The organism is Peribacillus sp. TE19612 (assembly GCF_056279465.1).
Window position 1 is genome coordinate 20,436 of sequence record NZ_JBWCCL010000016.1, and the last position, 13,803, is coordinate 34,238.

Below are 13,803 nucleotides of genomic sequence, written 5' to 3' on the forward strand. Positions count from 1 at the left end.
GGAACATAAGTAAACCAAAGCAAATCAATGGGAAGTTCTTATAGAACAAGTCAAAGCTATATTAGATGAGAAACAATAATAAACACTTAGGTGGATTAATGGACTTGGTTTCAATAATCGACCAGCCACTTTTAGTAGAAAAGCACTCAGAGCTGGTTATGTAAAAGAGCCTATGAATTAGGCTGTAATTCCACTCCACTTAAGTGATTATATGAAATTTGTACGAGTGGTAACTTGCAACAAAAAAGGGGGAATCTTGAGGATAAGGCTGGCCAGATTTCCAAAGGCACGGGACCAGGCGCCAGGCCCAACCTGATGTAACATCCTCAATTATAAGGGGAGATGGAGGCTATGCAAGAGAAGGAAGATAAGTGAATAGGTGATCTAATCCTATATGGAAACAGAAGAAAGGAAAAGGGAATCTTATCGCAATCCCTAACGACTTCTGGATAGGCTATACTTATCTAGACAGAAAATTTAAGGTCGGGTAGACTACAGATACAACTAGTTATAGAAAAGAGGTCCGATATGCGACGCGATATACAACTGAATGAACAAGCTTTCTCTTCCAAGGAAGTGGCAGAAGAAGTGGGGATTGCAACTCCCACTGTTCGAAAGTATGGTCAAATCTTAGAGCGGAATGGATATGAGTTTTTGAAAGATGGAGATCGGCGTATCTTTGTTAAATCTGACATCGGTGCGCTTATAGCGCTACGCGATACGGACAAGCCCCTAGACGATACAGCTAAAGACCTTGTGTACCAACAAAAAGAAAGATTAGAAGGATCCAATGAAACACACATAGCGATACCCGATACATATGAAAATTCACCCCACGACCCCAATCAATTAAACGAGGTCTTAATGTTTTTAGTCAATGAACTCGCAGCCACACGTGAAATGAATGTCCAACTGACTAACGATATGTCACAGCTTAAAACAAAGGTTTCCCGGCTCCAGCAAGATCATCATGTTATAAGTTCTAGTATTGGAAATTCAGCGCAAAGAACTAATACTAAAATTGAACAATTAACTGAACAACAAAATACCCATTACGAAACATTGCTGGAACAAGAAAAACAAAAAAGTGAACTCTTACAAAAAGAAATACAAAATATGCGGGACGAACAGAAAAAAGAATGGAGTTCACAAAATGAATTTAATAAACGTTTAGAAGAGGCTATACAAAAACGTTCCGAAAAATGGCGGGGACTTTTCTCCATATTCAGAAAATAAGGGATGACTGTTAAGTTTTTTTGCCTAGCTCTGTATTGATTTGTTATTGATGAAGAAACACTTGATAGATTGAGAAAAGCATTGTAATGCAAATTCAAAAAACTTTAAAAAAATTCATAGTGCCATATATGATTCGCGTAGCTGAAAAACAGAATGAAGAAAGAATATTTCAACATAACAGGTTTGGCACCTGTTATGTAAGAGCTTGGCGATTCCAATGTATTGGACATTCTACCAAAGGCAAGCGAAGGCTCAATTGAAATTCATTGGAGATTTGTTTAAGCGATATGCATCTAAAACAAAATGCACAATTTGAAGCAAGAAATAAAGGCATGTTTGATAAAAAGGGAGCTGAGGGGGTTGAAAACATGCATTCAAAAACAAAAGTCATCCTTAATAGAGGTGCTCCAGACAGGGATTGATCGGCTCTTTTTTGTGTGTTGCGTATCGCTGGGCGATATAACTTGCAGATGAATTCGAATCTTTATGTTTAATAGAAAAGTGACGTTTAATGCAAACATGATATACATCCGAATGAACGAGTATTCTTTGTATTCTTTTCTAAGGAAGTGGCAGAAAAAGTGGGGATGCACACCCACTGTTCAAAAGTATGGACAAAACTTAGAACGAAACGGATATGAGTTTTTTAGATGGTGGTTGCCTATCTTTATTCAATCTGACATCGAAGCGCACATAGCGTTATACGATACGCGATAAGGGCAAGTCCCTGGAGGGTACAGCTAAAGATCTTATGTACAAAAAGATAGATTAGAAGGAACCGATGAAACAGAGATAGCGATACCCGGTATAAAGACAACTTAACCCATAATTCCAAACAAATAAATGAGATTTTAAATGTTCTAACCAATGAACAACTCGCAGCTACGCTTGAAATGAACAATCCACTGACAAGGATATGGCTCAGCTTAAAACAACGGTTTCCCAGCTCCAGCAAGATCCATGGCCTCAATAGTGTTCCTCAAGAAAGGGGCTTATCGGTTCTTTTTTTTGTTTCGTATCGGTGTGCGATATAACATCAAAATAAGTCCACAGATTCTTCATCTTTAAATAGAAAGGGAAGTCCGATATGCAAGAGGATTTACTTCGGAATGAATGAGCATCCTGTTCAAAGGAAATGGAAATGCAAAATCAATGCTCGAAAGTATGTCTAAAACTTAGAGCGAAATGAATAACCATTATTAAAATGTGGGAATTTACACACCTTCTTTCAATCCGACATCGAAACGCTTAAGCGATACGCTATACGGGGAACCCACTAAACGATAGAGCTAAAGGCCCTTGTATCAAGAAAAAGAAAGATTAGAAGGAACCAATGAAACAGAGATAGCGATACCCGATACATATGACAATTTAACCCATGTTCTCATTCAATTAAAAGAGAGCTTAATTTTTAACCAATAAACTCGCAGCTACGGGTGAAATGAACATTTAACTGACAAACGATATGTCACAGCTTAAAACTGAACAACAAAAAAACCATTAAGAAACATTACTTCAATAAGAAAAAGGTTTCATTACTTTTTTTTAGTCTCTTTGACTATATTGAGATGTTAAATAACAGTTTAAACCGAGGCAATCAAATCAATAGTAGAAATTCCTTTGTTCCAACTATTCAGAATCACTATTTTTCAAATTTCAACAATTTCCCGAGAAATAACTACAAATTCTGAGTAGATATCGACAAAATTAGAAGGTTCTAAAAGATGTAGTAAAACATTGGTGAAAATTATGACCAATTGAGTTTTTTAACAAGGAATTCAGATAGGAAGCGTGGTTGATTAAGTTAAAAATTTGATTGAAAACGTTTATGGGTATTGAGTGTGGGGAAGTAGACGAACTATATCTCTTTTGAATGAAAGCGTATGTGTCTGAGAAGAACACACCTTTCAGGACTAAAGAAATTTTCAACCAATACACTCGCAGCTATGCGTGAGGTGAACATTTAACTGACAAACGATATGTCATAACTTAAAACTGAACAAAAAAAACCATTAAGAAACATTACTTCAAAATAAGAAAAAGGTTTCTTAATGGTTTATTTAGAGTCCTTTACGATATTGAGGTGTTAATAACAATTTAAACCGAGGCAATCAAATCAATAGTAGAAATTCTTTTGTTCTAACTATTCAGAATCACTATTTTCAAATTTCAACAATTTCCCGAGAAATAACTACAAATTCTGAGTAAATATCGACAAAATTAGAAGGTTCTAAAAGATGTAGTGAAACATTGGTGGAAATTATGACTAATTGAGTTTTTTTAACAAGGAAATCAGATAGGAAGCGTGGTTGATTGAGTTAAAAACTGATTGAAAACGTTTATGTGGTATTGAGTATGGAGAAGTAGACGAATTATTTCTTTTTTGAATGAAAGCGTATGTGCTTGGGAAGAACGCACCTTTCAGGATTAAAGAAATATAAAGGGGTGAATGAGGGACAACCTACGATAGTATTGAAGGCAGCTAAATTGCCGCGAGTAGCAACCTGTGCTATCAAACACCACAATAAGACCTAAAAGCAAGTCAAAGAGAACAAGGCTAATGCCGAAGACAAAAGGAGGTCCCAAGGCAAGGGATACAAATGTCTCGTAGCGAAGCCAAGACAAAGCAGGTAAACAATGATAGCGTTTTTTATAGGTAAAATGGTGCCATCAAACTAAAATAAGGAAGGCAGCTAGATCCCCGCGAGTAGCAACCTATGATAGTTGACAAGTACTATGCAATCTCTAATTGGTTTAGAAAATCCACTATATAATACGTTACAAGCTTAGCACCTTAAACAGGTGCTTTTTTATGTTCATACTTAATAAACACTCCATTTAAAAGGAGTGCCTTCTTGTTATACAGTGATAACTATCTGGTAATTTACTAAAATCTACATACTAAAGCTATCTAAACCTTGTTGGGTCAAAGTAAAAGAAACAATTGCCCAATTTTCTAATTTAACACGATATGTAGCGTCTTGGTTACACCCGTCCAGTTTAGTGCTGTAGTGCCATTTTTAGCATATCAGACACTAATTTCCCAATCGACTTAGTTAGAATAAAAGTTTCGATTTAATAGTATCCAATATGGTTATTCAAGTTTTGAAAAAAATTTTTTAAGAAATATATCGTCAATCAGTAGATGCAGGCTGTTTTTTATATTTTCTATTTTACATCCTTAGTTTGTTATATCAGAAAGTGGTTGGGAAAAAACAAGAGACGGTAAAAAGGTGCAGTGGAACGTGATGTCTGTACGGCCGAAATGATGCTGAATTTCCATTACTCCTACACCCACTTATGGTGGGGGTGGGTGTCCCCCTGGGTTCATACTGCACAATATCAATCTATTTATTTCATTAAAAAAAGTCCAGCTCTAAAGGTGTTACCTCATAAAATATAGTAAAATTCATTGCTTTCAGGAGAGGGTAACATTGACAAACCATGAACGAATTCCGAGTGGCGTTATCGTAATGTGGAGCGGATCCATTAAGAATATTCCAAAAGGATGGTTGTTATGTGATGGAACGAAAGGAACGCCAGATTTGAGGGAGCGCTTTGTTTTGGGAACAGCTGAAAATTCGCAAATTGGCGATAGGGGTGGACATAAAAGAATAAAACTGGAAAAATCCCAACTTGCTCCCCATAGTCATACCGGAAACACGGCTGAGGCTGGAGACCACACACATATGGGTATGACGGATATAATACGGGAACAACGAATGTAGCTGGAAACCATACGCATACGGGAATAACGAATGTAGCTGGAGACCACACGCATACGGGAACAACGAATGTAGCTGGAGACCACACGCATATGGGAACAACGAATGTAGCTGGAGACCATACGCATACGGGAACAACGAATGTAGCTGGAGACCATACGCATACGGGAACAACGAATGTAGCTGGAAGCCACACGCATACCGGTATGACAAATCCTTCTGGAATACATTCACACCAATACGTTGATCGTGGCGATACAACCACTAATAAACCGGCAGGCGGGAATCAAGCAGCAGCCAATAACACTTCCGGCATTTATACCACATCTCCAGCAGGGGAACATACCCACAACTTTACGACATCAGAAGCAGGAGCCCATAGCCACGACTTTACGACATCTGAGGCTGGAGCCCATAGCCACGACTTTACGACATCTGAGGCTGGAGCTCATAGCCACGATTTTACGACATCAGAAGCAGGAGCCCATAGCCACGACTTTACGACATCAGAAGCGGGGAATCATAGCCACGATTTCACGACATCAGAAGCGGGGGCCCATAGCCATGACTTTACGACATCTGAGGCTGGAGCCCATAGCCACGACTTCACGACATCAGAAGCGGGAGCCCATAGCCATGATTTTACGACGTCAGAAGCGGGAGCCCATAGCCACGACTTTACGACATCGGAAGCGGGAACCCATAGCCATGACTTTAGGACAAACTTGGCAGGTAGCGGAAAGTCAATTAATATAATGAATCCGTACTATATACTGGCGTTTATTATGAAAAAATAGGCAGCTAAGGTCTAGTGGCTTTTTTCTTTTGAGCCGCATTTTCGCCTGCCATGAGAATCAGGTAGGCACTTTCTCCGAATGAATGTTATTATTGTGATTCCGAGAATTAAGGAATTTTATCCATTATTCATTAATTATATAAATCAGGCTATGTATTAATATATTTCTAATTTCTTCATTCTCAAATACAGAAGAACGAAAAAATACGGCCAAATTGCTGATCATTGTGGAGACGGATAAGAAAAAGTGTCCTATGCTCATAACATGATCATAACCTTTTTTCTTCTTTTTTAAATTATAATGAAAAGGAGAAAACCCTTTTAATATCATCTATATATATATGCCTTATTGAATGGGCGGCACATGTGAATATCTTTAAAGTTGAAGGCCTCCCAGTTTACCGTGGGAGGCCATTTCTTATTTGGCAATTTCAACGAAAAGTGGGATGGAGGAGAAAATCAACTCCTAGAATCATTCCAAGTAAAGGGACTGTTAGAAGTTGGATTAATTTGGAGTTTGGGTTTTGAATCTAAAACTTAGTCTACTGTGAAATTATTTTTTATAGGTTCAATTATTAAGGGACTGAATTGTTCCTTTCTATTTTTGTATTGTTCGATTATCTTTTCATTATTTAGTTCAATTTCCCGGATCCCTTCCATAATATCGAGAGCTAGTGTATCGGAATCGGTTGAAACGACTAAATTCTCCAGCCCAAGGGACTGAAACAATTCAAATACTTTAAATCTGTAACCGGGACATTTCCTGCTAAGGAAAGGATATTGGCGTGAAGTTTAAAGTTAATGCTCAAACCGCAGACAGAGAGTTTTTCAATAAGATCTTCCTAGAGAATAAAGATGGATCATAAGTCACATTCAAGGGGTCATTCAATTTATCATAAAGTCGTTTGGAGGCCTACAACGTACAATAATATTTTATAACCCGACTTTATTAATTTTTTGGATACTTGTAGTAGCGCATTTTCAATAGCAGCTTCTTGAGAATGTCCGAAAGCTTTAAGTCTTTACAGGCTCTCAGGAAAATCATGCAGATGTTTGCCTTTGTCCATGCTATTCAGTAATGGAAAACGGAGTGCAGCTGTAAACAGTCCACACTCCACTTCGTCTGGATCGCCAAACCAAATGAACAATGGCGCTATACAAAAAAATGAGAAAATGTCAGGTGACACATTCCCAGTCCTTTAACACTATATATGTTTCGGCATTCTCAGCAAGAGCGTTTGGGACATTCACAAATCTATACAACGATTAAATGTCCACCTTCCGATGTCTTCTACGTATAAATAATTATATCAGAATAATATTATTGGCTTTATCCTCTTATAAGGTTAAGAGGATTGCAACTGATGATTGTGTTATCAAAAAACAGGTGAATGATAATTATTTCTTCACGACGGAATGTAATTCATTTTGGTCAAGTTCCTTACTTTCACGAACAATACCGGTTTTAAAAGGGGTCGAACGTGTGAATATTCGGAGTAGCATCATCATTCATGGCTGAAAAGGATATTGGGGGTCTACGTATCTACATATGATTTCTTATAAACATAATTATTTTTTTTGAGAGTTTCGACATTATATTGACAATAATATAGTTACTCATTACAATTGAAAATAATTCTCAATATGGTACAGGGGGCACCAATGGTTATGTCAAAACGAAGAAACAGCAAAAAAGTGTTATTTATATCGGCAATCGTTTTAATTCTATCAACGCTTTTACTTGGATGTACAAATGAATCAAAAGAAAATTCAACTTCAAACAAAGACAGTAAAGACATGCTTACTTTGGCTTGGCCGAGGGATATAGGTGAAATGAATCCGCATGTCTATAATCCTTCTCAATTATTCGCTACATCAATGATATATGAACCTTTGGTCAGCTACCAAGATGGAGGTAAGCTGAAACCGCATTTAGCTGAATCTTGGGAAATTTCCAAGGATGGGAAGGAATATACGTTCAACCTCCGTCAAGATGTGAAATTTTCTGACGGTACTAGCTTTAATGCTGAAATTGTGAAAAAGAACTTTGATACTATATTGAAAAATGTTGATTTACATAGTTGGTTGGGCTTTATTACGAAAGTGGATCAAACGGAAGTAATTGACCAAAACACATTTAAACTAACATTAAAGGAGCCATATTATCCTACTATTCAAGAGTTAGCCGTTGTTCGTCCAGTCCGATTCTTAGGTGATGCTGGATTCCCTAAAGATGGTGACACTTCTAAAGGTGTTACAAAACCAGTCGGTACAGGGCCGTGGATTTTGGAAGAACATAAAGCAGATGAATATGCTATTTTCAAACGCAATGAAAATTATTGGGGTGAACTCCCTAAAGTTAAGAAAATCAAAGTCAAGATCATTCCTGATGCGGAAACCCGTGTTCTTGCTTTTGAAAAAGGTGACCTGGACCTAATTTATGGTGAAGGTGCTATCAGTCTGGATGCGTTCAAACAATTAGAAGCAACAGGTAACTATGAGACTAGTATTTCTGATCCGGTTGCGACAAGACAACTAGTTATGAATACGAAGAAAGAACAACTTTCAGATTTACGTGTTCGTCAAGCGTTACAATATGGATTTAATAAAAAAGCAATGGTTGACGGAGTTACTTCTGGGTTGGAAGAGAAGGCAGATTTCATTTTACCGACAAACTTTCCGTATACTTCAGACATTGATGTAACAGCGATTGATTATAATGTCGAAAAAGCAAAAGCTTTATTAGATGAAGCAGGATGGAAGCTTCCAAAAGGAAAAAACGTTCGTGAGAAAGACGGAAAGCCGCTTGAAATCGAGTTAATGTACGACTCTGCAGAATCGATTCAAAAAGCAATGGCCGAAACATTACAATCTGAGTGGGCGGCACTGGGTGTTAAATTGAATATCGTTGGAGTTGAGCTTACGGTACAAATTGAAAGATTCAAAGCTAATGATTTTGAATTGAATTTCTTTAGTAACTATGGCGCTCCATATGATCCACATACTTTCGTAAATGTCGTTGGTTCGGAAGGATTTGGTTTTAACGAAGCCATTTCATCTTATCCGAACAGAGATGAGTTGTTAAAACAAATTGCAGATGTTCCTGGAACAACAGATGAAAAAGAACGTCAAGAACTTTACTCAACCATTTTGGAATCACTGCAAGACCAAGGAGCGATTGTGCCTATTTCTTATATTAAGAAAATAGCTGTTTACCAAAAAGATGTATCTAATTTTACATTCCCTGCTAACCGGGATGAACATCCATTCACAGGAATTAGCATCGAGAAGTAAGTTACAGGAGGGTTATCATGGGCACATATATCTTGAAACGAATTATGGCCATTATTCCCATCTTTCTTTTGGCCACTCTTCTAACGTTTGGAATGATTCACCTTTCACCTGTGGACCCAGCTGAGGCATATTTATCTGCAGCACATATCCAATCTACAGATGAGATATTGGCTCAGAAAAGACATGAGTTTGGCTTAGATCAACCCCTCCATGTTCAATATGTAAATTCTATTATTAAGATATGCCAATTTGATTTTGGCATATCTTATCTTTCGAATAAACCTGTTTGGGAAGAGGTTACCTATCGAATGCCAGCGACCATTCAGTTAGCTTTAGGTAGCATCCTATTAGCTATCCTGGTCAGTGTCCCTCTTGGATTTTTGGCAGGCATAAAGAAAAACAGTGGTATTGACCATTTTAGTCGCCTTCTCTCTTTTTTCGGGGCGTCCATCCCTTCTTTTTGGCTTGGTTATTTATTGATTTTTTTCTTTTCTGTTAAACTCGACCTATTTCCTGTCGAGGGAATCGGGACTTGGCAACATCTGGTTCTTCCTTCCGTTACTTTAGCATTGCCATTAATAGCTTTGTATACTCGATTATTACGTGCTAGCGTTCTTGAAAATTTACAGGAACCTTATGTCCTTTTTGCTCGCACAAGAGGGATTCATGAAAAAGCCATTATGGGAAAACATGTATTGAGAATAGCCATATCCCCCATGATTACTGGACTGGGGATGAATTTAGGAAAGCTGCTGACGGGAACCATTATCGTCGAAGCGGTTTTTTCCTGGCCAGGATTCGGTCGTTATTTCATTGAAGCTATTTTTAATCGGGATGTTCCTGTCATTCAATGCTATGTGCTTTTAGCTGCGGGACTATTCATTTTTAGCAACTTGATTGTTGACCTAATCCAAATGTGTATCGACCCACGCATCTCCAGAAAAGGAGGGCAACGGCAATGATAACAAGTCTTCGTATTATAATGAGAAGTCAGAAAGTGATTGTCCTTTGTTCAATAATATTAAGCTTTCTATTTATCATCACCATCTTGGCTCCTTGGATTGCACCTAATGACCCTATTTCTGTCAATTTAGCTAATAAACTACAGCCATCTTCTTTTGAGTATCCATTGGGAACGGATCATTTAGGAAGATGTACGTTATCACGCATCTTATATGGAGCTCGCATTTCGTTAGGATTTGCTACATTAATCTTTATTTCATCTTTAGGCATCGGTTTGATTGTCGGAACCATTGCTGGTTATAAAGGTGGATGGGTGGACCAGGTGCTAATGAGACTGTGTGATGGTGTTATGGCATTTCCGAACCTTTTGCTCATTCTTGGACTTGTTGGTATATTGGGACCTGGCCTTAAACAGGTCATCATAGCATTGATGCTTGTGCAATGGGTGTATTATGCGAGAATTTTCCGAGGAATGGTACTTAGTCTAAAAGAACAAAACTATATAGCGGCAGCTAAAATAAGCGGTTCTTCTCAATGGAAGATAATAAAGAAACATATTGTTCCAAATGTTCTTCCTCCGCTCGCTGTTATGGGTACATTAGAAATGGGTTGGGCCATCATGGATATATCGGCCATGTCGTTTCTAGGTTTGGGCGTGCAACCCCCTACACCAGAATGGGGAGCAATGATTCATGAAGGGAAATCCTATATTCGGACGAATCCAGAATTAATGCTATATCCAGGTTTGATGATTATGCTTGTTGTCGTCACCTTCAATTTATTAGGCGAAGCGCTATCAGAACGTTTTGGAGTCAAACGTCGTTAATAAAAAGGAATGAGAAGATTGAGAACAGAACGGCCGAATGTATTAACAGTGAGCGATCTACATGTACAAGTACAAACAAAGGATGGTGCTTCCACCCTCGTTCAGGATATTAATTTTGAACTGGAAAAAGGGAAGGTATTGGGTCTTGTTGGGGAAAGTGGGAGTGGTAAAACGGTTACGAGTATGTCCATTCTACAGCTTCTTGATCGGAAAACAACGACAATCAAAGGAAGCATTACCCTTCAAGGGCGAGAATTAAATGGTTTGGACGATAAAGAAATACGTGGAATTCGCGGCAAGGATATTGCCTTTATTATGCAAAATCCGATGAATTCATTTACGCCTGTTTTTACAATTGGCAATCAATTTGTCGAAACGATTAGGTCTCATACCGGATTGAATAAAAAACAAGCAAAAGAGCTTGCCATCGAAGCGATGCAAAATGTAAACCTGCCAAATCCCGCGAAACTATTAAAAAGCTATCCTTTTCAATTGAGTGGAGGTATGCTTCAACGCGTGATGATTGCGATGGCCGCATGTTTACAGCCTTCCGTTATTATTGCTGATGAGCCGACGACTGCACTCGACGTACATAACCAATTACAGGTACTTCGCCACTTGGATAAAATTCGTTCTGAATATGGAACATCCATTTTACTCATTTCTCATGATCTTGGCGTCATTTCTGAAATGGCAGATGATGTAGTCGTTATGCAACATGGCAGAATTGTAGAAACAGCAAATGTGTTTGAACTATTTGATAATCCGCAGCATGAATATACAAAGAAACTGCTAAATGCCCGCCTTAGCATTAAACATGAAGAGCCTATCACCCATATGTCGTGATATATGGACTGCATTTTTTTGAGGGGTGAACAAATGAGTTTATTACAAGTAAAAGCAGTAACTCATAGCTATAATTCTCATACGTTTTTAAAATGGAAAGAGCCTTCTAAAAAAGTACTCACTGACATTTCCCTCTCCATTGATGAAGGAACATGTTTAGGGCTGCTTGGCACGAGTGGAGCTGGAAAAAGTACATTAGGAAAAGTGATCCTTGGCTTAGAACGTCCACAGCAAGGGCAGGTTCTGTTTCAAGGGCATGATATCTATACCGCTGATAAGCTTACACGACAAAAGATACGCCGAGAACTACAAGTCGTCTTTCAGGATTCATATTCAGCTGTCAATCCACGAATGACCGCCGAAGGTATTATAGGCGAGCCATTGGAAAACTATGAAAAACTAACCGTAGCCGAACAAAAAAGAACGGTTAGTGAGTTATTGGAAAGAGTGGGCCTAAGTGAAAAGGATTTAAAAAAATACCCACACCAATTTAGCGGTGGACAATTGCAAAGAATTAATATTGCTAGAGCAATCTCTCTTAAGCCATTGCTAATCGTCTTGGATGAATCCGTAAGCAGTCTGGATATGGTTAATCAAACACTTATTTTAGAATTATTAAGTGAGTTGAAAAAAGACTTCGGCTTATCTTATCTTTTTATTACACATGATATTAAAGCGGCTTATTCAATCTCTGATACTTTGGGTGTACTGGAAAAAGGAGAATTAATCGAGCATTACAATTCCAAAGATCAGTTTTTTTCGTCAGAACATCCTGTCGTTAAACAGATGAGAAGTTCTATACTCGCTGAGCATCCGCGTTTTCGTTCTCTTCCAATGAGGATTAACAAGTCCTAGTTTAGAATATCTTTGAAGGCCTCGATTTCCGTATCGTGGCCCTTGTTTATCATATTGGAGGAGTTGCAATAGCATACTTTATACCGGTTATTCGTTTTTTACGATTTAGCGATGTGGGCGTTCGTTATTATGACTAACGTTGAATATCCGGCTGCCATCTGACAGCTTCTGTAACTAAAGGGGAAGTTGGTTGCACAAGCTATCGAGCATTTCGCTGTAATGGGGAATGCTTTTTATTTTTGTCTTATAAATGTATAAACAATAAAAATGTAATTGTATTCAATAATATTTTATTGTAAAACAATAAAAAACGTGTTAAATTCAAATTGACAATAAATAAATGAGGTGCTTTTCATGAAACGAAGTTCAACACTCTTTTTAAAGGCAGCTGTTATTTTTATCGGCATTCCGGTTCTTGCTTTGTGTCTATTTTTGTTGCCTCAGATAGCGAATGAAGCAAATGAAGCAGCAGAAAGAGGTTCAGATTTGGCTTATGTGGTATATGGCCTATTAATGGTTATGTATGTGTCGGCAATCCCATTTTACTTCGCTTTGTATCAATCTTTTAACCTATTAAGCTATATTGACAAGAACCAAGCTTTCTCGGAATTATCTGTAAGAGCGCTAAAGAAAATCAAAAAATGTGCCATCACAATCAGCGGCTTGTATGTGGTGGCCCTGCCATTCGTCTTTATCCTAGCGGAAGTGGATGACGCACCGGGTCTCGGACTAATCGGAATGGTCATGATTTTTGCTCCCATGGTGATTGCTGTCTTTGCGGCTGTCCTTCAAAGACTTTTACAAGAAGCCATCGATATAAAATCAGAGAATGACTTAATAGTCTGAGGTGAATAACATGGCAATAATAATCAATATTGATGTGATGCTGGCTAAAAGGAAAATGAGCGTAACAGAACTTTCGGAAAGGGTTGGAATAACGATGGCTAACCTTTCTATATTGAAAAATGGAAAGGCAAAAGCGATTCGACTATCCACGTTAGAAGCGATTTGTAAGGCTTTGGACTGTCAGCCGGGAGATCTTTTGGAATACAAAAGTGAAGAGGGAACTCCAGGAGAATAGATCATTTAGGTAGGCTGCTGCGGCAGCCTTTATCTTATGGAACTAACGGGTTAGGATAGTTGAAGAGTGCTCTTTGACTTTTCTTCAACTATTGGGCCAGTTTGTTGAAGAAGGATATTTTCTGTTTTTAGGGAAATAGAATTTAAAAAAGCCATCCTCAAAATAGGTGGCTTGTGATATT

Annotated in this window: 10 protein-coding genes; all 10 read left to right on the forward strand. The window is 38.1% G+C overall.

Translation table 11 applies throughout. The features are described from left to right. The first annotated feature begins 528 nt into the window (after positions 1-528). A complete protein-coding gene (locus ACZ9AO_RS22715; RefSeq protein WP_476110596.1) occupies positions 529-1,236 on the forward strand; it encodes an SH3 domain-containing protein in 708 nt (235 codons plus the stop codon). 3,434 nt (positions 1,237-4,670) lie between these two features. After that, positions 4,671-4,964 (forward strand): hypothetical protein, encoded by a 294-nt coding sequence (locus ACZ9AO_RS22720; RefSeq protein ID WP_476110598.1) that lies wholly within the window; start codon positions 4,671-4,673, stop codon positions 4,962-4,964. Positions 4,965-5,053: 89 nt separating this feature from the next. Next, positions 5,054-5,758, forward strand: coding sequence for a hypothetical protein (locus ACZ9AO_RS22725; RefSeq protein WP_476110600.1), 705 nt, complete (start codon positions 5,054-5,056; stop codon positions 5,756-5,758). Positions 5,759-7,425: 1,667 nt separating this feature from the next. Further along, entirely contained in the window at positions 7,426-9,051 is a 1,626-nt protein-coding gene (gene nikA / locus ACZ9AO_RS22730; RefSeq protein ID WP_476110602.1) for a nickel ABC transporter substrate-binding protein, read from the forward strand. Positions 9,052-9,068: 17 nt separating this feature from the next. Beyond that, positions 9,069-10,013, forward strand: a complete 945-nt coding sequence (gene nikB / locus ACZ9AO_RS22735) for a nickel ABC transporter permease subunit NikB (protein ID WP_476110604.1) — start codon at positions 9,069-9,071, stop codon at positions 10,011-10,013. Next, positions 10,010-10,840, forward strand: a complete 831-nt coding sequence (gene nikC, locus ACZ9AO_RS22740) for a nickel ABC transporter permease subunit NikC (RefSeq protein WP_476110606.1) — start codon at positions 10,010-10,012, stop codon at positions 10,838-10,840. The genes nikB and nikC overlap by 4 nt, the downstream gene beginning before the upstream one ends. A 9-nt stretch (positions 10,841-10,849) precedes the next feature. Beyond that, positions 10,850-11,686, forward strand: a complete 837-nt coding sequence (nikD, locus tag ACZ9AO_RS22745) for a nickel import ATP-binding protein NikD (protein ID WP_476110608.1) — start codon at positions 10,850-10,852, stop codon at positions 11,684-11,686. 33 nt (positions 11,687-11,719) lie between these two features. Beyond that, the gene (nikE, locus tag ACZ9AO_RS22750) at positions 11,720-12,541 is read left to right on the forward strand and encodes a nickel import ATP-binding protein NikE (protein ID WP_476110610.1); all 822 of its coding nucleotides are present in this window, start codon (positions 11,720-11,722) and stop codon (positions 12,539-12,541) included. Positions 12,542-12,895: 354 nt separating this feature from the next. Further along, positions 12,896-13,387 carry a DUF2975 domain-containing protein gene (locus ACZ9AO_RS22755; protein WP_048687805.1) on the forward strand — a complete coding sequence of 164 codons (492 nt, stop codon included), beginning with the start codon at positions 12,896-12,898 and terminating at the stop codon, positions 13,385-13,387. A 10-nt stretch (positions 13,388-13,397) separates the two neighbouring features. Beyond that, positions 13,398-13,622, forward strand: a complete 225-nt coding sequence (locus ACZ9AO_RS22760; protein ID WP_048687804.1) for a helix-turn-helix domain-containing protein — start codon at positions 13,398-13,400, stop codon at positions 13,620-13,622. The last annotated feature ends 181 nt before the right edge of the window (positions 13,623-13,803 follow it).

Bases quoted from the DNA above. Each gene is read 5' to 3' on its own strand.
- nikB (WP_476110604.1), top strand. From the start codon at position 9,069: ATGGGCACATATATCTTGAAACGAATTATGGCCATTATTCCCATCTTT.
- ACZ9AO_RS22755 (WP_048687805.1), top strand. From the start codon at position 12,896: ATGAAACGAAGTTCAACACTCTTTTTAAAGGCAGCTGTTATTTTTATC.
- nikD (WP_476110608.1), top strand. From the start codon at position 10,850: ATGAGAAGATTGAGAACAGAACGGCCGAATGTATTAACAGTGAGCGAT.
- nikE (WP_476110610.1), top strand. From the start codon at position 11,720: ATGAGTTTATTACAAGTAAAAGCAGTAACTCATAGCTATAATTCTCAT.
- ACZ9AO_RS22725 (WP_476110600.1), top strand. From the start codon at position 5,054: ATGGGAACAACGAATGTAGCTGGAGACCATACGCATACGGGAACAACG.
- ACZ9AO_RS22715 (WP_476110596.1), top strand. From the start codon at position 529: ATGCGACGCGATATACAACTGAATGAACAAGCTTTCTCTTCCAAGGAA.
- nikC (WP_476110606.1), top strand. From the start codon at position 10,010: ATGATAACAAGTCTTCGTATTATAATGAGAAGTCAGAAAGTGATTGTC.
- ACZ9AO_RS22760 (WP_048687804.1), top strand. From the start codon at position 13,398: ATGGCAATAATAATCAATATTGATGTGATGCTGGCTAAAAGGAAAATG.
- nikA (WP_476110602.1), top strand. From the start codon at position 7,426: ATGTCAAAACGAAGAAACAGCAAAAAAGTGTTATTTATATCGGCAATC.